This window comes from Donghicola sp. XS_ASV15 (assembly GCF_041224595.1).
GTDB lineage: Bacteria > Pseudomonadota > Alphaproteobacteria > Rhodobacterales > Rhodobacteraceae > Donghicola.
Window position 1 is genome coordinate 33,678 of the sequence record NZ_JBGFGN010000151.1, and the last position, 19,526, is coordinate 53,203.

General features: G+C 59.7%; 22 protein-coding genes. 8 read left to right on the top strand and 14 right to left on the bottom strand.

Features of this window, described 5'->3' with window-relative positions:
* Window positions 1-28: 28 nt before the first annotated feature.
* The 7 genes from AB9K37_RS12740 to AB9K37_RS12770 all read right to left on the bottom strand — a co-directional run bounded on the left by AB9K37_RS12740 (window position 29) and on the right by AB9K37_RS12770 (window position 8,511).
* Entirely contained in the window at window positions 29-1,327 is a 1,299-nt protein-coding gene (locus AB9K37_RS12740; protein ID WP_369839312.1) for a M16 family metallopeptidase, read from the bottom strand.
* 2 nt (window positions 1,328-1,329) lie between these two features.
* Window positions 1,330-2,685: a M16 family metallopeptidase gene (locus AB9K37_RS12745; protein ID WP_369839315.1), complete on the bottom strand. Its 1,356-nt coding sequence runs from the start codon at window positions 2,683-2,685 to the stop codon at window positions 1,330-1,332.
* An 88-nt stretch (window positions 2,686-2,773) separates the two neighbouring features.
* Window positions 2,774-3,235: a DUF3035 domain-containing protein gene (locus tag AB9K37_RS12750; RefSeq protein ID WP_369839318.1), complete on the bottom strand. Its 462-nt coding sequence runs from the start codon at window positions 3,233-3,235 to the stop codon at window positions 2,774-2,776.
* A gap of 55 nt (window positions 3,236-3,290) precedes the next feature.
* A complete protein-coding gene (gene lspA / locus AB9K37_RS12755; RefSeq protein ID WP_369839321.1) occupies window positions 3,291-3,782 on the bottom strand; it encodes a signal peptidase II in 492 nt (163 codons plus the stop codon).
* A 10-nt stretch (window positions 3,783-3,792) separates the two neighbouring features.
* Window positions 3,793-5,382 (bottom strand): bifunctional phosphoribosylaminoimidazolecarboxamide formyltransferase/IMP cyclohydrolase, encoded by a 1,590-nt coding sequence (gene purH / locus AB9K37_RS12760; protein WP_369839324.1) that lies wholly within the window; start codon window positions 5,380-5,382, stop codon window positions 3,793-3,795.
* 27 nt (window positions 5,383-5,409) lie between these two features.
* Window positions 5,410-7,155, bottom strand: a complete 1,746-nt coding sequence (locus tag AB9K37_RS12765) for a heparinase II/III family protein (RefSeq protein WP_369839327.1) — start codon at window positions 7,153-7,155, stop codon at window positions 5,410-5,412.
* 81 nt (window positions 7,156-7,236) lie between these two features.
* A complete protein-coding gene (locus AB9K37_RS12770) occupies window positions 7,237-8,511 on the bottom strand; it encodes an RsmB/NOP family class I SAM-dependent RNA methyltransferase (protein ID WP_369839329.1) in 1,275 nt (424 codons plus the stop codon).
* A 70-nt stretch (window positions 8,512-8,581) separates the two neighbouring features.
* On the opposite strand from AB9K37_RS12770, the gene AB9K37_RS12775 reads away from it, so the two are divergent.
* Complete coding sequence (locus tag AB9K37_RS12775; protein WP_369839332.1) at window positions 8,582-8,761, top strand: DUF1674 domain-containing protein; 180 nt, start codon at window positions 8,582-8,584, stop codon at window positions 8,759-8,761.
* A 6-nt stretch (window positions 8,762-8,767) separates the two neighbouring features.
* Here the strand turns inward: AB9K37_RS12775 and AB9K37_RS12780 are convergent, their stop codons facing one another.
* Both AB9K37_RS12780 and dapB read right to left on the bottom strand, forming a co-directional pair.
* Window positions 8,768-9,124, bottom strand: a complete 357-nt coding sequence (locus AB9K37_RS12780) for a dihydrodipicolinate reductase (RefSeq protein WP_369839334.1) — start codon at window positions 9,122-9,124, stop codon at window positions 8,768-8,770.
* Between the two features lie 88 nt (window positions 9,125-9,212).
* On the bottom strand, window positions 9,213-10,022 hold the full coding sequence (dapB, locus tag AB9K37_RS12785) for a 4-hydroxy-tetrahydrodipicolinate reductase (protein WP_369839337.1): 810 nt from the start codon (window positions 10,020-10,022) through the stop codon (window positions 9,213-9,215).
* 104 nt (window positions 10,023-10,126) lie between these two features.
* Here dapB and rbfA point away from each other — a divergent pair, with 104 nt between their 5' ends.
* The 3 genes from rbfA to truB are packed head-to-tail and all read left to right on the top strand — an operon-like array spanning window position 10,127 to window position 12,232.
* Entirely contained in the window at window positions 10,127-10,522 is a 396-nt protein-coding gene (gene rbfA, locus AB9K37_RS12790) for a 30S ribosome-binding factor RbfA (RefSeq protein WP_303961538.1), read from the top strand.
* The gene (locus tag AB9K37_RS12795; RefSeq protein WP_369839340.1) at window positions 10,522-11,265 is read left to right on the top strand and encodes a phosphodiester glycosidase family protein; all 744 of its coding nucleotides are present in this window, start codon (window positions 10,522-10,524) and stop codon (window positions 11,263-11,265) included. Before rbfA ends, AB9K37_RS12795 begins: the two co-directional genes overlap by 1 nt.
* Before the next feature lie 55 nt (window positions 11,266-11,320).
* Window positions 11,321-12,232, top strand: a complete 912-nt coding sequence (gene truB / locus AB9K37_RS12800) for a tRNA pseudouridine(55) synthase TruB (protein WP_369839343.1) — start codon at window positions 11,321-11,323, stop codon at window positions 12,230-12,232.
* Between the two features lie 3 nt (window positions 12,233-12,235).
* Here the strand turns inward: truB and AB9K37_RS12805 are convergent, their stop codons facing one another.
* Entirely contained in the window at window positions 12,236-13,666 is a 1,431-nt protein-coding gene (locus AB9K37_RS12805; RefSeq protein WP_369839346.1) for a calcium-binding protein, read from the bottom strand.
* Between the two features lie 169 nt (window positions 13,667-13,835).
* On the opposite strand from AB9K37_RS12805, the gene AB9K37_RS12810 reads away from it, so the two are divergent.
* From AB9K37_RS12810 to rpsO, 4 genes are all read left to right on the top strand, one after another.
* Window positions 13,836-14,348, top strand: coding sequence for a DUF1643 domain-containing protein (locus tag AB9K37_RS12810; RefSeq protein WP_369839349.1), 513 nt, complete (start codon window positions 13,836-13,838; stop codon window positions 14,346-14,348).
* Window positions 14,345-14,617, top strand: a complete 273-nt coding sequence (locus AB9K37_RS12815; RefSeq protein WP_369839352.1) for a DUF5665 domain-containing protein — start codon at window positions 14,345-14,347, stop codon at window positions 14,615-14,617. Before AB9K37_RS12810 ends, AB9K37_RS12815 begins: the two co-directional genes overlap by 4 nt.
* Before the next feature lie 82 nt (window positions 14,618-14,699).
* Window positions 14,700-15,641, top strand: coding sequence for a calcium-binding protein (locus AB9K37_RS12820; protein ID WP_369839355.1), 942 nt, complete (start codon window positions 14,700-14,702; stop codon window positions 15,639-15,641).
* A gap of 126 nt (window positions 15,642-15,767) precedes the next feature.
* Window positions 15,768-16,037: a 30S ribosomal protein S15 gene (gene rpsO, locus AB9K37_RS12825; protein WP_072709302.1), complete on the top strand. Its 270-nt coding sequence runs from the start codon at window positions 15,768-15,770 to the stop codon at window positions 16,035-16,037.
* Between the two features lie 56 nt (window positions 16,038-16,093).
* Here rpsO and ureG read toward each other — a convergent pair whose 3' ends face one another.
* The 4 genes from ureG to ureC are packed head-to-tail and all read right to left on the bottom strand — an operon-like array spanning window position 16,094 to window position 19,526.
* A complete protein-coding gene (gene ureG / locus AB9K37_RS12830; protein ID WP_369839358.1) occupies window positions 16,094-16,705 on the bottom strand; it encodes an urease accessory protein UreG in 612 nt (203 codons plus the stop codon).
* Window positions 16,702-17,355, bottom strand: a complete 654-nt coding sequence (locus tag AB9K37_RS12835) for an urease accessory protein UreF (protein WP_369839361.1) — start codon at window positions 17,353-17,355, stop codon at window positions 16,702-16,704. The genes ureG and AB9K37_RS12835 overlap by 4 nt, the downstream gene beginning before the upstream one ends.
* Window positions 17,321-17,761, bottom strand: coding sequence for an urease accessory protein UreE (locus AB9K37_RS12840; protein ID WP_369839364.1), 441 nt, complete (start codon window positions 17,759-17,761; stop codon window positions 17,321-17,323). The genes AB9K37_RS12835 and AB9K37_RS12840 overlap by 35 nt, the downstream gene beginning before the upstream one ends.
* A 4-nt stretch (window positions 17,762-17,765) precedes the next feature.
* Window positions 17,766-19,526, bottom strand: a complete 1,761-nt coding sequence (gene ureC, locus AB9K37_RS12845) for an urease subunit alpha (protein WP_369839366.1) — start codon at window positions 19,524-19,526, stop codon at window positions 17,766-17,768.

Here is a 19,526-nt window from a genome sequence, read left to right on the forward strand (position 1 = left end):
ACGCGATCTTACGAATCTCTAGGGCAGATCAGAGCCCGGCAGGCTGCCCAACCACGACAAATGTCAGCGCATCCGGCTGCATCAGATCGCGAGCGACGCGGTTGATCTGTTCAAGTGTCACGGCATTAACCATGTCATTGCGCGATGTCACATATGACGTCGGCAAATCCTGCATTTGCATCCCGACAAGGATCTTGGCAATCGCTGCATTGCTGTCAAATCGCAGAGGATATGCACCAGTCATATAGGTTTTGGCTTGGTCCAGCTCTTCTTGGCTCACGCCCTCGGTCGCGAGCTTGGCCCACTCATCACGGACAACGCTGATGGCATCCGCAATCCGGTCGTTCCCCGAGGCAACCTGCCCCACCCACAACTCGGCGTAATCGCGCGGAACCAGGTAGCTGCCAATACCGTAGGTCAGGCCACGTTTTTCACGCACTTCGGTCATCAGGCGGCTGTCAAAGCCCGATCCACCAAGGATCTGGTTCAGAATATAAGCAGCAAAGTAGTCCGGATCGTCCCGCTTCATACCGGGCTGCGCAAAGAGAGCGACCGACTGCGGCGTCTCGAACGGAACGACATGGGTTTCGCCATCAAAAGTCAGTCTCGCCTCTTGGGGAAGCGGCGCGCCTGTTTCGGGCAAATCGGCTAGAAGATCATCCAACAGGACACCCAGTTCTTCGGCGGAAATATCACCAACCGCCGAAACATAGAGCCGATCCATGGCCAAGGCATTCCTATGCGCCGCAACAATGTCATCACGGGTCAGGGTTGCGACACTTTCTGCGGTGCCTTCGTATTCAGTTGCGTAAGGGTGGTCTCCGTAGACCAGCGCGCCAAATTCGCGGCTCGCGATGTCGTTGGGGTCGGTCTGACTACTGCGAATCGAGGTCAGCACTTGCTGACGCACGCGCTCTAGGGCGGCCTCGTCGAAGCTGGGGCTTACCAGAGCCTGCCGCAGCAGGGCCATAGACTCATCCGTGTTCTCTGTCAGGAACCGCGCCGAAACAGAAACGTCGTCGGCACCGGTGTCGAACCGATAGGACGCCGCCAGCGAATCCCGTGCCTTGGCAAAAGCACGGGCGTCCATGTCGTTGGTGCCCTCTTCGAGCAAGCCCATCATCAGGTTGGTTGCGCCACGCTTACCATCGGGGTCCAGATTACCACCGCCAAGGAACCGAAGCTCTAACGCGACGAACGGGATCGAAGGCTCCTCGACGAGCCATGCCTTGATACCACTCGGGCTCTCGACCTCTTGGATATCGACGGCGGCCACTGCGCGCAGAGCGGAAAACGCGACAAGACAAATAGCGATCAAATATTTCATACTTAGCCCTCTGTCCCTGTGTCGGCATCCATGCCCGATGTGATGTAGCCTGTGACGGACCGGCGTCGGTCCAGAACGGATTTTGCCGCGTCGACGATTTCTTCTGCGGTGATGTCCAGAACGGTGGGTGTCCACTGCTGCACGTCTTCGACGGTTAGGCCGATGGCCAGCGCCGCACCGTAGCGGTTCGCTCGCGAGCTGGTGCTGTCCATCGCGTAGATCTCAGAGGCGCGGAACTGTGTCTTGATCCGTTCCAAATCTTCGGGGGCCGGCCCTTCCGCGATGAAGTCCGCAATCGCTTGATCCATAGCCGCTTCCGCCTCTTCCAACGAGACGCCGTCTGCCGGTACCAGAACAAAGGTGAACTTTGTCTTATCCAGTGACATGCCTGCATAAGACGTTCCGGAATATACAGCGGTCTGCGTGTCGAACTGAAGCTTGGTCGCCAGATAGGATGTGGTGCTATTCCCCCCTAGCAAGCGCGACAGCAATGTCAGCGCGGCTGCTTCACGCTGATCACCTGCATTGCGTTCGGGCGCCAGATAACTGCGCAAGAGATAGGGCTGACTGATCCTGGGATCAGAAAATTTCAGTCGGCGCTCTGCCAGTTGGGGCGGTTCCTGCGGGCGCACGCGCGGCCCAAGGTCAGGATTCGGCGCGATCGGCCCGAAATGCTCTTCGGCCATGGCGCGCACGTCCTCGGGGTTCACGTCGCCCGCGACAACCAGAATCGCGTTATTCGGTGCGTAATATTCCTTGTAGAATGACAGGGCGTCCTCTTGGCTCAGCTCCTCCATCTCTTGGCGCCAGCCGATCACGGGGATGCCATAAGGGTGGTTCATGTAGAGCGCCGCATCCGACTGTTCGGAAAACAAGGCCTGTGGGCTATTCTCGACCCGCATATTCCGTTCTTCGAGGATCACATCGCGCTCTGTGCCGACCTCTTGGTCCGTCATGCGCAGATCGACCATTCGGTCGGCCTCCATTTCCAGCATGAGGTCCAGCCGATCCGCTGCCACATTCTGATAGTATGCCGTGTAATCCTGAGAGGTGAATGCGTTGTCGGTCCCGCCATTGGCCGCAACGGTGGCAGAGAATTCTCCCGCAGCCATGTCATCGGTACCCTTGAACATCAGATGTTCCAGAAAATGGGCGATGCCAGATGTGCCTGCAGGTTCGTCAGCGGCCCCGACACGATACCAGACCATATTGGTCAGAGCTTGGGAGCGGTGATCCTCGATCACCACGACGTCCATGCCGTTTTCCAGCGTAAAAGTGGTGACGTCTTCGCTTTGCGCCAGCGCGGTTGACGCGGCCAGCGCCAAGGTCAGACTAAACGGCGTGAGGATTGCTCTCATGTCAGCTCCCTATTTTTCAAGGAAATCTACGACATGAACGCGCGCATTCAAGAGGGCTGACGGGACTGTGACCGCCCCGCCTGTATTCTTACTCTTCCAGAGGCGGCGGTGTCGGAACCCGATAGCCGCGTGCGCGATACAGATCGATCAGTTCATAGGGATCGAGGCGCATCTCTTCGTAGGGCAGTTCCGGCCCCAGCAAACGACGACGGCGCTTCACAAAGATCTCGTCCTCGTCGGCCAGAACACTGCGGATGTCCGACGACAGGCCCGCACGAGCCGCATACGTCACCAAGGCACCGTCGGCAGCAGGGAATTGACCATCAGGGCTGGCTTGGCGCCCGCCAAGCGCGGCAGCCCCATCTGCCAGCGGCGTCAGGTCTGCGCGGTTATCACCTCCGGGTGCAGGCAGATCTGCCGTGACCGGCATTTCCAGAGGTTTCACAGGAACAATGGCAAATTCGTCCGGTCCCCGAGACAGACGATCGGGGTTTCCGTTATCGCAGGCCCCAAGAGCCAACGCTGCAATGACGAGCACGAAACGCTTCATGCCTAACTAGACCTCCGCTACTTTGCTCCACGCTTAACAGCAGATAAGGGCGGCGTCACGCACCCTTTTTCCGTGCTTTGCCCGGTTCGAAGAGCACGAGGCCAATGGCCCCAGCAAAAATAGCAATATCTGCAATATTAAACGCATAGGGATTGTTGATCCCACAGCATGACATGTTCAGGAAATCGGCGACCGCGCCATAAAGAACGCGATCCACCACATTTGCGAGAGCGCCGCCCACCAGCACGCCAGCGGACAAGGTCGCCCAACGACCGGGCTTGGTGCGCAGGGTCCAAAGGATCACGCCGATGCTGATTACCAGCGCAATCGCAATCAGAACCCAACGACCCATATCCCCATCCGAGGTAAAGAGGCCAAAGTTGATCCCGCGGTTCCACGCCATGTGGAATTGCAGGAACGGCGGCAGCACGTCAATCTGCCCAAGGGTGCGCAATTCCATCATGTGAACCACGATGTACTTGCTGGCTTGGTCCGCCAGAAACACCCAGAAGGCAGGCCAGAAGAGATGTGCTACCGCGCGGGTCATGGCCGTCCTCTTAGTGGCGGAAGTGACGCTGGCCGGTAAAGACCATCGCGAGGCCAGCCTCGTCAGCTGCCTTGATCACTTCTTCGTCACGCATGGAGCCACCGGGCTGGATCACAGCAGTCGCACCTGCTTCGGCGGCGGTCAGCAGACCATCGGGGAAGGGGAAGAACGCGTCCGATGCCACAACAGAGCCCATGACGGTGGGTTCTTTGAGGCCCAGCACTTCGGCCATGTCTTGGCTTTTGCGCGCTGCGATACGGGTCGAGTCCACGCGGCTCATCTGGCCAGCGCCAATGCCCACGGTCGCGCCGTTTTTCGCGTAAACGATGGCGTTCGACTTCACGTGCTTGGCAACTTTCCAAGCGAAGAGCAGATCTTCTAGCTCCTGCTGGGTGGGCGCAACCTTGGTCACGACCTTCAGGCCTTCGTAGGTCATCATGCCGTTGTCGCGGTCCTGAACCAGCAGACCACCGGACACCTGCTTGAATGCCAGACCCGCCGACGCCGCATTTGCCAAACCGGGGGTGGTCAGCAGGCGCAGGTTTTTCTTCTTGGCAAAGATTTCTTTGGCCGCATCGTCCGCACCGGGGGCAATCACAACCTCGGTAAAGATCTCGGTGATCGCCAGAGCGGTTTCTGCATCCAGAATCTGATTCAGAGCGATGATGCCGCCGAACGCGCTGGTGCGGTCACAATCGAATGCGCGCTGATACGCTTCTTTCAGGGTTTCGCCGCGCGACACACCGCAGGGGTTCGCGTGCTTGATGATCGCACAGGCCGGACCGTCCTTGGGCAGGAATTCCGAAACCAGTTCGAAGGCTGCGTCGGTGTCGTTAATGTTGTTGTACGACAGCTCTTTGCCCTGATGCTGTTCGAAGTTCGAAACGCCGGGGCGGTTGCCGCCATCGACATAGAACGCCGCTTGCTGGTGGGGGTTTTCACCGTAACGCAGGGTCTGTTTGATTTCACCTGCAAAGGCACGGCGGCGCGGGGTCTCAATGCCAGCAGCGCCAGCCATCCAGTTCGACACAGCCGCATCGTAGGCAGCGGTGCGGGCGTATGCGTTCTGCGCCATCTTCTGACGGAAGCCGTAGGTGGTCTTCCCGTCGTTGGCTTCCAGCTCTGCCAGCAGGGCGTCGTAATCTTCGACATCAACAATGGTGGTGGTGAAGCCGTGGTTCTTGGCCGAAGCGCGGATCATCGCGGGGCCGCCGATGTCGATGTTCTCGATCATCTCGTCATATTCTGCGCCGCGAGCCAGAGCGGCTTCGAACGGATAAAGGTTCACGACCAGCAGGTCGATCTCGGGGATGCCGTGCTCTTGCATCGCCTGAACGTGGGTGCCGTTGTCGCGCAGCGCAAGCAGGCCGCCGTGGACCATGGGGTGCAGCGTCTTGACGCGGCCGTCCATCATTTCGGGGAAGTTGGTGATCTCGGAGACGTCTTTGACGTCCAGACCTGCGTCGCGCAGGGCTTTGGAGGTGCCGCCGGTGGACAGCAGCTCGACGCCGCGTGCGGCCAGCGCTTTGCCCAGATCTACGAGGCCGGTTTTATCGGATACGGAAATGAGCGCACGGCGCATGGGTGCGAGGTCTTGCATCGAGGGGTCTCCTAAGGTCGCGTTCGGTCAGTCGGTCTCGGCCGTGGCAGGGGCGAGATCACGGATCGCGCCTTCGCTATCCTGTGCTTTGGCAAAAGACCAGCGGATGCGGGTCGCATAATCCATCGCGCGGGCAGATAAAACGATCTGTTTCGTGGTTCGGGGCCGAATCCGGCCTTTTTCCAGATAAACACTCGGCTGTAAGGCCAATTCACCCACGCCATCGTGGCGGAACACCCAAACCTCACCACTTTTGAGTGTCATGGACACAGCCGCCCCGCCCATGTCCAGAGTCGGCTCGACGTCCGGATGCAGATGGAACCGCAGGTCAAAGGGCACGCCGGTCAGCGCCGTGTCATCCAAAGCCGCATTGAATTGACGGCGATCTTTGTGGCTGATCGTGGCCAACAAGTCTTCTCCGACCAGAGCACGGCCATCGTAGCTCAGGTCCAGCATTCGCGCGTGGGTCAGACCGTAAGAGGGAACGTAGCCATTGTGTCCACCTTCGAACTGCATTCCTTCGGTCGTGCGGATGATCTGTGCGCGGACGTCATCAGGCGCATTCACCAGATATTCGCGGTAGATTCCCCCCCGCCATGTCCCTGGCCCCAGTTGCGCAGACGACAAACCACTGATCCCCAACGTGGAATGCGATGGGGTGGCACGACCCGCCCGGCGCCAATCACGGCCAAAATCACGCCCTGAGCCGCAGTTCACCACCAATGGGCGGCGCCCCGATGTCAGTTCGATCGCCATGGTGGACGCATGAGCGGCAAAACCAGTGAGACCTGTGTCCGGTGCCTCCGCATCAACCACAACGCTGGTTCGGCCCGCTGACAAACGGGCATATCCCATGGCCAAACCGGTGCGCGACGTGGCTTTGATTCGCGCATTTGCGAGCGCACGATCCAACCGCCCTTCAACGCCGCGCCCTCCGCCATGAAAGCGGGCCAATTCACCGTCCGCATGGCGAAGCGCCCGCAATGTCGGAGCGATTCGCTCTAGTGCATCCATCAAGCCGCGCGGCACGGGCAAGTCTGCATCGACGAGTGCGACCTTGACCCATGCCAAAAGGTTAAACACCTCAAGCAACTCTTCGGGATTACGCGAAGCAATGCCTCCGCTCGCATCCACATGGCTGTCGCAATGGCGGGCAAGCGCATCAACCGCGGGCCCAACCAAATCCTCCATGCCTTCGAGGGCAAGCCCCGCGTAAACCAAACCCGCTAACGCCTCGGTCCGTGGCAAACCCGCACCGGCGACACGCCACCGACGGGACAGAAAAATGGTCTGGCGGGCAAGCGCCGCGTAGAACTTGTGAGAGGTCTCGGGCTCCGCACCGCGCAGGATAACCAAAGCGTGGTTGATCCAGCGGATGATCCGTCGGCCTGTCAAATCAGGTGACCAGCCCTTACCTTTTCCTGCGCCATAGAGGGTGATCCAGTCCATCACCCATTCCTGCGCCTTTGCCCGTGCGTCCGGCGTGCCCAAGGCCGCAAGGTCATCTAGCCAAACGCAGCCGTGCACCTCCATCGCGAAGCGGCCGGTCGGCATTTCTATGTTCCAGATGGAGGTATCGGGCGCTTCGATCAGGTTGCCAGCAAACAGAAAGTTCCCAGCGAGCAGTTGCCGCCCCCGAGACACCGAGCCAATGGTGCGCGGCTCCGGGCTTGATGTGAACGCAACAGCCTTGGCCCCGAACCCCGCAAGACGCGCATGAATCCGGTTGACCGTGAGCGTGCTACGTTCCTGCAAACTGAAGTGATCTGCCATTTGTTAGCCTGCCTGCCAAAGCGGGCGCCGTTTCGGCGTCCCTGATTTTGACCGAAAGTGTACATCCGGCAGGTGGTAAAGTCACGCAGTCAAGCGCAGGGAAACCACGTAAAATCCGTCCATACCACCCTTATCCACCCAATAATCGGGGCGCAGGCGCAATCCGCCCTCGGGCGAGCGCCACGCGTCCTCGACCCATGGCAGGTCCATTGCAGCAGTATCAACTTGAACATTTGGGTTACGCGCGAGCAGTTCTTCGATCTGGACTTCACCTTCGTCAGGCAGCAGCGAACAGGTGCAATAGACCAGACGTCCGCCGGGTTTCAGCAGCGTCAGGGCACGGTCCAGCATGACCTCTTGCAACTCGATCAAAGAGAAGAAGCCGCTGCCATCCTTAGCATACGGCAAATCGGGGTGACGACGGATCGTGCCAGTGGCCGAGCAAGGCGCGTCCAGCAGGATCGCATCGTACTGGCCTTCGTGCTCTAGCGCGTCACCTTGGACAACGTTCGCCTTCAGCCCGCAGCGCTCCAGATTTTCGTGGACGCGCTTGAGACGGTCGGCGGAGATATCAAGCGCCGTGACTTTCGCGCCAGCGTTGGCCATTTGCAGGGTTTTGCCGCCGGGCGCAGAGCAGAGATCCAGCACCTTTTCGCCCGATTGAGCATTCAAGATTTTGGCTGGGACAGCCGCTGCAGCGTCCTGTACCCACCAATCGCCTGTCTCATAGCCGTCCAGAGCGGTCACCTGCCCGGGATCGCGCAGACGCACAGAGCCCATGGGCAGAAGTTCGGCGCCCAAACGCTCTGCCAGAGCTGCTGCGTCGCCTTTGGCGGTCAGATCGAGAGGTGCGCCAGCAAAGTGCATCTCTTCCATGGCAGCGATGGGCTTGGCACCCCAAGCTTCGGCCAGCGGATCACGAAGCCATTTGGGCATACGCGGGGTTCGCAGGGCATCCCATGCCTCTGGCCCGTCTGTGGTGAACTTGCGCAGAACGGCGTTCACCAGACCTTTGAGCATGGCGTTGCGTTTATTGCGCGAGATGAGTTCGACGTATGAATTTACAACCCCATGTCCGGCCTCGCGGCGGGCACAGATCTCGATGACCCCAAGGCGCAGCGCGTTTTTCACGGTCAGCGAGGGTTCCTTGCGCAGATGCTTTTGCAACATACGGTCCGCGCGCTCCATCCCGCGCAGGGTGTCCATGACCAGGCCTTGGGCGCGCGCACGCTCCTCTGGGGCCAGACGTTCCAGAACGCCGCTGGCGACCATCTCGGCCATCAGGCGTCCTTCGCCGGTGATCTGATCTAGCAGGTACAGCGCCGTACGGCGCGGGGCGAGGCCGCTCTTGTCCATGAAACACTCCGTCATCTTGCCCGTGGGCAGATGCTGCGTATATCAAGACAATAGCCGGAAAGGAACCAAGATGAGCGAAGAGCAAAAGCGTGACCTGCCGCCTGCTGCACAGCGGGCACTGGCCGAAGCCGAAGAGCGCCGCAAAAAGGACCAAGGACTGGACCTGCCGCCAGAGCTTGGCGGACGTGACGGCCCCGAACCCATCCGCTATGGCGATTGGGAGAAAAAGGGCATCGCGGTCGATTTCTGACCGCGATTAATCCAGTCCGAAATTGGCGTGGCGCCCCGCGCCGCGGTCCGAAGTAAAGCGGATATCGTTGCCGTCCAAGGCGACCTGCTGGCAGTTATTGCCCAGATCCTGCTGCCCCCAGAACAGGCTGCGGCAGAAGTAGCTGTCATGCCACTGCCACGCGCCAGACACCTGTTTTCCAAAGGCGCGGCCCGTGATTTCACCGTTTTCAGAGACTTGTAGCGTGATCCCCAGACGGGTCAGATCACGCCCTTTGACCAGATTTAGAAACGCGCTCTGATCCTTGACCACCTGCAGTTCTGCAGAGGCAACCGTTGCCGTCACGCAGAGGGCAAGGGTAGAAAGTAAAGCATTGGTCTTCATCACGGCCTCCGTTCACCTAATAGTAGAGAAACGTCTCGGAGGCCGCTTTGGTTTTTACGTCGGGTTCACCATTCGGTGAACAGGCGACTCACAGCCCCAGCACGTCCAGCATATCATAATCGCCGGCCTCTTTCCCCTGTGCCCAGAGCGCTGCTTTGATGGCGCCACGGGCGAAAACGCCGCGATCAGAGGCAACGTGGCGCAGGGTAATGCGCTCGCCATCAGCTGCGAACAGCACGTCATGCTCGCCTACAATGTCCCCGCCGCGAATCACACTGAAGCCGATGTCACCGCGCTTGCGCTCTCCAGTGATGCCGTCACGAGCGCGGTCCTCAACGTCTTTCAGCGCCACACCGCGACCTTCGGCGGCCGCCTCACCCAGCATCAACGCGGTGCCAGAGGGGGCGTCGACCTTGCGGCGGTGGTGGGCTTCAATCACCTCGATGTCGAAATCTTCGTCCAGTGCGGCGGCGACCTTTTTGGTCAGCTGCACCAGCAGATTCACACCAAGGCTCATGTTGCCCGCGCGGATGGTGACGCCGCCCTGACCCGCTACGGCCAGAGCCTGTAGGTCATCTTCGGTGAACCCAGTGGTGCCGATGATATGCGCCGCGCCAGCCTCTGCCGCTGTTTTGGCAAAAGAAATCGTGGCCGCAGGAGCCGTGAAATCAATCACAGCCTGTGCGCCGGCAAAAGCTGCTGCGGGATCGTCCGACACAACGACGCCGCTTTTGGTGCCCCCCATCAGAACGCCCAGATCCTGACCGACCCAGTCATGGCCCGCACGCTCGACAACCCCCGCCAGATGGACGCCGTCGCGCTCGATCACGGTTTTGACCAGCATCTGCCCCATACGGCCCGATGCGCCTGTGATGACAATACCGATGCTTTCCGACATAACCCGCGTCCTTCTTCTGCTATGATGCAGGTGTGACTAGCCGAGAGTTGCTGCTTTGGCAAAGGCTGCTTGGCACGGCGCTGGCAAAGGATTAGATGCGCAGTATGGCTAAGAACAAATTCTCCGACGGCCCCGGACCTTCGCAGCGTCAGCTGCGCGTGGGCGAACTCATCCGACGCACCCTGTCAGAGGTGCTGCAACGGGGCGATATCCACGACCCTGACCTGAACCGTCTGTCGGTCAGCGTGGGCGAAGTGCGTACCTCGCCCGACCTGAAGATCGCGACCGCCTATGTCATGCCCTTGGGCGGACAGGGGCAGGATCAGGTGGTCGAACTACTGGCCCGCAACAAGAACGAGTTGCGCCGCGCCATAGGTAAGGTGACCAACCTGAAATACACGCCCGACCTGCGCTTCCGCTTGGACGAGACCTTTGACCAGATGGACGAGACGCGCCGCCTGTTCGATCAGGACACCGTCCGCCGCGATCTGGAGGAGTGATGCGCCGACTGCTTCTTGCAGCCGCGATCCTGACAGGCAGCGCGATGACAGCGCAGGCCTCTGATTGCCGTGATCTAGAGTATCAGGGCAATGACTACACCGTTTGCGCGGTCGATCTGACCCAAGAAGACGTGCGCCTGTTTTTGAACGACGGGGACGGCGACATTTGGGGCCAGTTCCGCAAACTGGACAACGGACTCAAGGCCAAGGGGATGCAACTTGGCTTTGCCATGAACGCGGGCATGTACCACCCCAACCGCAAGCCCGTTGGCCACTATGTCGAGAACGGCCAAGAAGAGATGCGCGTGATCCCCAACGCGGGACCGGGCAACTTTGGCATGCTGCCCAATGGCGTGCTGTGCCTGAACGACGGAAGCGCTCAGGTCTACGAGACCCTGCGCTACGCCGAGGACAAACCGACCTGCCGCGATGCGAACCAATCCGGCCCGATGCTGGTGATCAACGGCGAACTGCACCCCCGTTTTCTGAAGGACTCGGATTCGCGCTACATCCGCAACGGCGTCGGCACGACCGAAGACGGCAAGACGGCGTATTTCGTCATCTCGAACCACACTGTCACGTTCCACGAATTCGGCAGCCTGTTCCGCGACGCGCTCAAGACCCCAAATGCATTGTACTTTGACGGGAATATCTCGCGCCTTTACGCGCCGGAATTGAACCGCCACGACGGGGGGTTCCCGATGGGACCGATTGTCGGCACAGTGGTGCCCGCAGACGATTGACCAAAGCCAGTCGCTGGGGTAGGTCCGCCGACCTTGGCAGACAGTAGGGACCACTATGGCACGCAAGAAAAAAGGCCGCGATATTTCGGGCTGGCTGGTGATCGACAAACCGGCAGGCATGACCTCGACCGCTGTGGTGAACAAGGTCAAATGGGCCTTTAACGCGAACAAGGCGGGCCATGCGGGCACCCTTGATCCCGATGCAACCGGCGTTCTGGCCGTGGCATTGGGCGAGGCGACTAAAACCGTGCCCTACATCACCGACGCCATGAAGGCCTATGAGTTCACCGTCACCCTTGGCGCGGCGACCAACACCGACGACGAAGAAGGCGAAGTGATCGCGACCTCGGCCAATCGCCCGACGGATGACGAGATCAAAGAAACGCTGTTCGGCTTTGTCGGCGACATCATGCAGGTTCCGCCCAAATTCAGCGCTGTGAAGATCGACGGCCAGCGCGCCTATAAACTGGCCCGCGATGGCGAAGACGTGGAACTGGCAGCCCGCCCCTTGTTCGTTGAGGAACTGCTGCTGGTGGACCGTCCCGACGCGGACCACGTGGTTCTGGAAATGACCTGCGGCAAGGGTGGCTATGTCCGCTCGATCGCGCGCGATTTGGGCGCAAAGCTGGGCTGCCATGGCCACGTGCAGCGCCTGCGCCGCATCTGGTCTGGCCCCTTTGATGCTGCCGAAGACGGCGTAACGCTGGAGCAGATCGAAGAAAGGGCCCGCACGCCCGAGCTGGATGAATTCCTGCTACCCGTAGAAGCGGGCCTTGATGACATGACCGAAGTGACCGCCACCCCCGAGGGCGCCGTGCGCCTGAAGAACGGCAACCCCGGCATGGTGATCGCATCGGGCGTTGAATACGGCGAAGAGGTTTGGGCCAGCTACGAAGGCAAGGCGCTGGCCGTCGGCACCTTCAAGTCCGGCAACCTACACCCCGTGCGCGTATTCAATCTGGACTAAGCGTCAGCCGATCTGGGAAATCTGGGTGATGTTTTCGTGGACCTCCACGATGACATTCGCCCGAAGCCCTTCGGCCAAGGGTTGGCCATCCAGCCCATACACGGTGTCATCGCCGCCATTCACGTAGCCGATGGTGGCCCAAGTGCACCCTTCCAGAATCACAGCTGGCTCACCGTCGATCAAGACGCGGGTCGTGCAACTTTCTTCGTCATAGGCCGATGTAACACGTCCGCTCAGATCATAGCTGGGCTCGGCCTGCATCGCGCTATCGAGCTCTGCATCTGACAACTCGCCTATCAGAGTGCCCGTCCCGTGGGTTATCATTGCCCCGCCAGTTTCATAAATCCGCAGGGTTTCCTGCCCGGGGTGGAAATCCGTGATCACCGAGGCTTCATCTCCCGCAATCGCTGTAAAGGTATCCACGCCGTTGCCGCCGCTGACTGTGTCGCCTGCATCGATAAACTCGATCAGGTCAGCGCCGTCATTTCCCTGAACCTGATCAATGGCACCGTTCCCACCCAGTGTCACATCGGCGATGCGGGTATAGGTCGTGACACCCATATCATCGCCCATATAGCTATGGGACACCATGTCGTCGCCGAGGGTCACTGTATCTTTGCCCGCGCCGCCGATAATCGTGTTGGAGCCATAGGAGGTGATGTGGTCGTTACCGCTTCCGCCCCGCAGAATTGCGTTATCGCCGTTTGCAGTCAGGCTGTCATCGCCTTGGTTCCCGTTCAGGATGCCGCCACCGCCTGTCACCAGATCATCGGCGCCCGCACCTGCCTGAACGTTTGACCCCGAGGAGTCACCCGTCATTCGGATCACATCGACCCCGGCACCACCAATGACAGAGGCACTGCCCGTACCAATCACATATCCGGTCCAGTCATCACATAGAATGGCCGTGTCTTCGTCTTCGACGTGGACCACAGTATAGCCCGCGCCGTCGCAGACCAGCACCGTGTCTGCACCTTCGCCCGTCCTGATTTCAGATGCAGCATGGCCCCAGACTTCGATCCAATCATCGCCTGCACCGCTCGCCACGTGGATCAAGTCTTCGCAGTCTTCCGCAGTGTCATGCCCCGTATCTGGATCAGAGTGATCGTCGCCTTCGTAAAACCAAGCCATGACGTCTTCGCCATCCAGCATGGTCTCCAAATCGCTGCGCTTGGCATAGGTCCAACCATCTGAACCGTCGCTTTGGGCTGTGACGTAGATCTCGTCATCACCGCCACCTGACGCAAAATCGACGAGTTCAGAGAGCTCAAAAGGCCCCTCCGGCTGTACTTCGACCGCTTGTTCTTCGGAGTCGATCAGCTCTTGCTCCTGGTCAAGCAGTTCATCATCCTGAAACAGCGCAAGACTCCGATCCCACCCGAACACAAGGCTCGAGACGGCGCCGCCCAACCCTAACAGTAACCAAAGCTCCATCGACTTCTCCGATCGCGGGGCAAGAGTCTGCCCATCTATGTATTCGGATCGAAAGGTTGGGATTTTAGGCCTGCGCCCAATTTATTAGAACTTTGCCGTACATCATTTGATCACAAGCGCGTTAACATGTTGGTTGCAATCACGGCACTTTTGCCTTCAGACATACTTTATGCTGACACGCACCCATATAAAAGATGATGCGCCCTCTGTAGCGACCTATTCCGATTGCGAACGCTACAGATACAGTCTGACCCGCACTTGGGATCCCGCAGGCAAAAGGGCGCTCTTTGTGATGCTCAATCCGTCGACCGCGACCGAAGTGCAGAACGATCCAACCGTCGAGCGCTGCGAGCGGAGGGCGCGCACGTTGGGCTTCGGCAGCTTCGAGGTCACAAATATTTTCGCTTGGCGGGATACGGACCCCAAAGCCATGCGCGCAGCTGCGGACCCAGTCGGTCCCCTGAATGACGAAGCGATCCGGAACGGCGCGTTGCAAGCCGATCAGATTGTCTGTGCTTGGGGCACCCACGGCGCTCATCTTGGCCGCGGCGGGGTCGTCGAGGATCTTTTGCGAGCAACCGGATTGCCTCTCTATCACCTTGGCCTCAGCAAGGCAGGCCACCCGAAACACCCGTTGTATATCGGCTATAGTGTACAGCCTGTCCTTTGGAGCGCGCCATGAATACCTCTGAAACCGAGAAACTGACCGAAGAAATCGAACGGCTCAATAACCACAAGTTTCTGCGGGTCCACGACAGCTATCTGAAGATGATGTTCTATCAGTTGCTCCGCGGGATCTCCTTTGGTCTTGGCTCCGTGCTTGGCGCGACGATTCTGGTTTCATTTGTTGGCTTCTGGCTCTCGAAAATCGAGTTCATTCCGCTGATTGGCGACTACGCCTCCCAGATCGCCACCGAGATCATGCAAGAGATGCCGGACGACACGCGTTAACTGCTTTCCCAGAAAGCACTGCGATTCCATCAGGTTCTGGACTACCTTCGACACTGTAGATGTGTAGGAGGCCGAAATGCTAATGCTGGCCAGTTTACTGAGTGCCCTGATGGTCGGGGCGATTACCGTAATGCCTGAACCCGATCAGGTCGAAGACGATGCTGACGTTTCCAAAGACCTTGAAACCGATGAAACCAGCGCCGAGGCTGGCAACCCGGGCGGTATTCTCGAAGGGTCGGCGGATGATGACGTTCTGAACGGCAGCACCGGAGATGATCAGATTGTCGGCGGTGAAGGGGATGACGTGCTAAGTGGCCTCGATGGCGCTGACAGTGTCCTTGGCCAAGACGGGGACGACGCAATCCTCGGGGACAATGGCGCAGACTCTCTGGCCGGAGGCCACGGGGCAGACACCTTGGACGGCGGATCCGATAACGACAGTCTGACCGGCATGTCCGGAGGGGATACCCTATTTGGCGATTTCGGAAACGACATCCTCGAAGGTGGGCCGGGGGCGGACTTCGTATCCGGCGGTGACGGGGACGATAATCTCTCTGGCGGCCTTGGTAACGACACCCTCGTCGGAGGTGAAGGGCGCGACGCACTTTTCGGCGGGCAAGGCGATGATCTGGTCATGGACCAGGGCACAGGCACTGACTTTCTGAACGGCGGATTGGGGTCCGATACCCTTGTCGGAGCCGCAGGGGACTATTTTCACGGCGGCGAGGGAAGCGACACCTACGTGATCGAGCTTTCACCCGAAATCAACGAGCTTACCGATCCCGCAATTATTCAAGATTATGACGAGAGCGAGGATGAGCTCTTTGTCCTTTACGATGAGGGCACGGACGATGACGTGCCCACTCTTAGCCTTGACCCCGAACCTGATGACCAAGGTTTATGGAGCATTCGTATCGACGGCCAAGTGATCGCCAAGACCGATAGCACCGACCTGAACATCGACAAGGTCATCCTTCTTGGTGCGAAAGAGGCGGCTACGTTGGGAATCGAAGCCTTTGCCTAAGCTTGGGCTTTATTTTCCACACAGAATCGCGTAACAGCGTGCATCCGCTGTTGCGGATATCTCCAAGGGCCTTGCTGGACGACATCCCGGCCTGCGCCATAACCCTTAACCAGACAGGAGACCCCGATGTCGATCACTGTTGAAGAAAAAGCACGCATTCTCAAAGAATTCGCAACCAAAGAAGGCGACACCGGTTCGCCCGAAGTACAGGTTGCTATCCTGACCTCGCGTATCACCACCCTGACCGAGCACTTCAAAACCCACAAGAAAGACAACCACTCGCGTCGTGGTCTGTTGATGATGGTTGCTCAGCGCCGCAAGCTGCTGGACTACCTGAAGGGCAAAGAAGAAGCACGGTACCAGGACCTGATCAAGCGTCTGGGCATCCGTCGCTAATTCAGGAACCTCGACAGGTTTCCAAAGGGTCGCCCAAGGGCGGCCCTTTTCGTTTCTCAGAACCCGCCGATTTTCGACAGTAGATCAATGACCTGATCCACACCCTCTTCTTTTCGGACAGAGGCAAAGACGAACGGCAGTCCTTTGCGAACGCGGTTCGCATCGCGGTCCATGACCTCAAGCGAGGCACCTACATAAGGCGCCAGATCGGTCTTGTTGATCACCAGAATGTCCGAGCGCGTGATGGCGGGGCCACCTTTGCGCGGAATTTCCTCGCCCGCGGCGACATCGATCACATAGATGGTCACGTCCGCCAGTTCGGGGCTGAAGGTCGCCGACAGGTTATCGCCACCGCTCTCGATCAGAACGATTTCCACATCGGGATGGCGTTCCTGCATCTCCGCCACAGCGGCCAGATTAATCGAGGCATCCTCGCGGATCGCCGTGTGCGGGCAACCGCCGGTCTCCACCCCGATGATGCGGTCCTGCGGCAGGATCTGCATGCGCATCAGGGCCTCGGCATCCTCTTGGGTGTAGATGTCGTTGGTGATGACGCCGATCGAATGCGTGACTTTGAGGCGTTTGGACAGGGCGGCGGTCAGGCTGGTCTTGCCAGCGCCGACAGGACCACCGATCCCGACCCGCAGGGGGCCATTCCGTTTGCTCATGTGCGGAAAATCCTTGGGCTTAGTACTTCGTGCTGCATGGCCGCGATGTCGGCGGCAAAGCATTGGCTGGTGATGTCATCGCATCCCAAGCCTTTGGTTTCTTCGGCAACCTCGGCGCAGAGCGGCGTCAGGGCCGTCAAGATGCGCTGGCCATTTGTGTGCCCCAGCGGCATCAGACGTTGCGCAGCTGAGATCATGTTGGAGACATAGGCGTGCAGGTACATCTGGATCGCCAGATCGACCGGCAAGTCCAGCGCCCGCAACCCCTGCCCCAAGGCAACCGGATAGGTCAGGTTGGCCACGGGCAAATCCCAAACATTCGCCAATTGCAGGCAAAACGCACGGCCGATAGACTCGGTCTCCAGCAAGCGTCCGCGACTGGCACAAAAGGCACGGACGGTTTCGTCCACGTCAGCCGGATCATGGGTTTCGGCAGAGGCTCGGATCAGGATCGCGTCAGACCGTCCAGTGCCATGAACCAGAAAATCCGCCAGCCAGTCCTGCAATCCATCAACGGTCAGCCCGCCTGCCACAGCCGACTCGAGGCCGCTGGAATAGGCGAACGCACCCACCGGAAAGGCAGGCGACAGCCATTGAGCCAACAGGATCGTAGCGTCAGTGCGCATGGGAATGGGTGCGGCCGTGACCATAGGCCCCGCCTTCGGGGGTGAAGGGCTCGGTAACTTCGGCCACATCAGCCCCCAGTTTCCCCAGCATGTCGCGGATCACGTGGTCGGGCTGGATCAGCAGACGATCCTCCTCGATCTGACAAGGCGTGTGGCGGTTGCCGATGTGCCATGCCAGCCGCACCAGATGCTCCCCCCGCACTTGTAGCAGGGTTTCGGGGGCGGCAACGACTTCGATCTCACGACCGTCCTCAAGGATCAGGGCTCCACCGTGATCAAGAGAGGTGGTCTGTTCGAGGTCCAGCAGGAATTCGAGCCCGTCGTCCGTGACCAGCACGCGACGGCGCAGGAAGCGCGCCTCGTAAGTCAGGGAAATGCGGGCAGCCGGAGTGCCGTGGGTGTGGTTATGGTAGGTATTTGCGACGATCATAGTCTTAGAACAGGAAGTAACGTTGGGCCATCGGCAGGGACTCGGCGGGCTGACAGGTCAGCAATTCACCGTCCGCGCGGACTTCGTAGGTTTCGGGGTTCACCTCGACCTTGGGCAGGGCAGTGTTCAGCTTCAGATCGCTCTTTCCGATGCCGCGGGTGTTTTGCACCGCGACGGTCTGCTTGAATATCCCCAGCTTCTTGCCGATGTCGTCCGCTTGGGCGGCCTCGGACACGAAGATAACCGCCGAGTTCTCGACCGCACGGCCATAGGCGCCGAACATCGGGCGCGAATAGACGGGCTGCGGCGTCGGGATTGAGGCGTTGGGATCGCCCATCTGGGCCATCGCAATACTGCCACCGATCAGGACCATCTCGGGCTTCACGCCAAAGAACGCAGGGTTCCACAGCACGAGGTCGGCGCGCTTGCCTTCTTCGATGCTGCCGATCTGGTGGCCGATGCCATGCGCAATCGCAGGGTTGATAGTGTACTTGGCGATGTAGCGGCGGACACGGAAGTTGTCGTTGTCGCCGGTTTCTTCGGGCAGGCGACCACGCTGCTTCTTCATCTTGTCAGCGGTTTGCCATGTGCGGATCAGCACCTCGCCGACTCGGCCCATGGCCTGACTGTCCGACGCGATGATCGAGAACGCGCCCATGTCGTGCAGGATATCTTCAGCGGCGATGGTTTCGCGGCGGATACGGCTCTCGGCAAAGGCAATGTCTTCGGGGATCGATTTATCAAGGTGGTGACAGACCATGAGCATGTCGAGGTGTTCCTCGAGCGTGTTCACAGTGAAGGGGCGGGTCGGGTTGGTGGACGAGGGCAGAACATGCTCTTCGCCGCAGATTTTGATGATGTCGGGGGCGTGACCACCGCCCGCGCCTTCGGTGTGGAAGGCGTGGATGGTGCGGCCCTTCATGGCCTTGACCGTGTGCTCGACAAAGCCGGATTCGTTCAGGGTGTCCGTGTGGATCATCACCTGAACGTCCATCGCATCCGCCACGCCAAGGCAGCAATCGATCGCGCCGGGGGTAGTGCCCCAGTCCTCGTGCAGTTTCAGTGCGCAAGCACCGGCTTTCACCTGCTCTTCCAACGCGGCGGGGATCGACGCATTGCCCTTGCCCGCAAAGGCGAGGTTCATCGGGAAGGCATCCGCCGACTGCAGCATCCGGCCAATATGCCAAGGGCCAGGGGTACAGGTCGTTGCCAACGTGCCGTGCGCGGGGCCAGTGCCACCGCCAAGCATCGTGGTTAAGCCCGAATGCAATGCGTCCTCGATCTGCTGGGGGCAGATATAGTGGATGTGGCTGTCGAACCCGCCTGCGGTCAGGATGCGGCCTTCGCCTGCGATGACCTCGGTGCCGGGGCCGACGATGATGTTGACGCCGGGTTGGGTGTCAGGGTTACCCGCCTTGCCGATCTTGTGAATACGCCCGTCCTTCAGGCCAACATCCGCTTTGTAAATGCCAGTCCAGTCTACAACGAGCGCATTGGTGACCACGGTATCAACGGCACCGTCAGCGCGCGTTGTCTGGGCTTGGCCCATACCGTCGCGGATGACTTTGCCTCCGCCGAACTTCACCTCTTCGCCGTAGATCGCAGCGTTGGGGCCATCACCACCAGTGCGGGCGGCACCGACGGCTTCGGCGGTCAGGTCGCGCTCGACCTCGATGATCAGATCAGTGTCGGCTAGGCGCAGACGATCGCCCGTGGTCGGGCCGAACATCGCTGCGTAATCGGAGCGTTTAATCGTTGCGGGCAT

Coding starts and splice junctions, on each gene's coding strand:
- AB9K37_RS12835 (WP_369839361.1), bottom strand. CDS start 17,355: ATGGTCACGGCCGCACCCATTCCCATGCGCACTGACGCTACGATCCTG.
- AB9K37_RS12795 (WP_369839340.1), top strand. CDS start 10,522: ATGCGCCGACTGCTTCTTGCAGCCGCGATCCTGACAGGCAGCGCGATG.
- AB9K37_RS12770 (WP_369839329.1), bottom strand. CDS start 8,511: ATGGACAAGAGCGGCCTCGCCCCGCGCCGTACGGCGCTGTACCTGCTA.
- AB9K37_RS12740 (WP_369839312.1), bottom strand. CDS start 1,327: ATGAAATATTTGATCGCTATTTGTCTTGTCGCGTTTTCCGCTCTGCGC.
- AB9K37_RS12775 (WP_369839332.1), top strand. CDS start 8,582: ATGAGCGAAGAGCAAAAGCGTGACCTGCCGCCTGCTGCACAGCGGGCA.
- AB9K37_RS12765 (WP_369839327.1), bottom strand. CDS start 7,155: ATGGCAGATCACTTCAGTTTGCAGGAACGTAGCACGCTCACGGTCAAC.
- rpsO (WP_072709302.1), top strand. CDS start 15,768: ATGTCGATCACTGTTGAAGAAAAAGCACGCATTCTCAAAGAATTCGCA.
- purH (WP_369839324.1), bottom strand. CDS start 5,382: ATGCAAGACCTCGCACCCATGCGCCGTGCGCTCATTTCCGTATCCGAT.
- rbfA (WP_303961538.1), top strand. CDS start 10,127: ATGGCTAAGAACAAATTCTCCGACGGCCCCGGACCTTCGCAGCGTCAG.
- AB9K37_RS12745 (WP_369839315.1), bottom strand. CDS start 2,685: ATGAGAGCAATCCTCACGCCGTTTAGTCTGACCTTGGCGCTGGCCGCG.
- AB9K37_RS12805 (WP_369839346.1), bottom strand. CDS start 13,666: ATGGAGCTTTGGTTACTGTTAGGGTTGGGCGGCGCCGTCTCGAGCCTT.
- truB (WP_369839343.1), top strand. CDS start 11,321: ATGGCACGCAAGAAAAAAGGCCGCGATATTTCGGGCTGGCTGGTGATC.
- AB9K37_RS12815 (WP_369839352.1), top strand. CDS start 14,345: ATGAATACCTCTGAAACCGAGAAACTGACCGAAGAAATCGAACGGCTC.
- AB9K37_RS12780 (WP_369839334.1), bottom strand. CDS start 9,124: ATGAAGACCAATGCTTTACTTTCTACCCTTGCCCTCTGCGTGACGGCA.
- AB9K37_RS12750 (WP_369839318.1), bottom strand. CDS start 3,235: ATGAAGCGTTTCGTGCTCGTCATTGCAGCGTTGGCTCTTGGGGCCTGC.
- AB9K37_RS12820 (WP_369839355.1), top strand. CDS start 14,700: ATGCTGGCCAGTTTACTGAGTGCCCTGATGGTCGGGGCGATTACCGTA.
- ureG (WP_369839358.1), bottom strand. CDS start 16,705: ATGAGCAAACGGAATGGCCCCCTGCGGGTCGGGATCGGTGGTCCTGTC.
- lspA (WP_369839321.1), bottom strand. CDS start 3,782: ATGACCCGCGCGGTAGCACATCTCTTCTGGCCTGCCTTCTGGGTGTTT.
- AB9K37_RS12810 (WP_369839349.1), top strand. CDS start 13,836: ATGCTGACACGCACCCATATAAAAGATGATGCGCCCTCTGTAGCGACC.
- dapB (WP_369839337.1), bottom strand. CDS start 10,022: ATGTCGGAAAGCATCGGTATTGTCATCACAGGCGCATCGGGCCGTATG.
- ureC (WP_369839366.1), bottom strand. CDS start 19,526: ATGCCCGCAACGATTAAACGCTCCGATTACGCAGCGATGTTCGGCCCG.
- AB9K37_RS12840 (WP_369839364.1), bottom strand. CDS start 17,761: ATGATCGTCGCAAATACCTACCATAACCACACCCACGGCACTCCGGCT.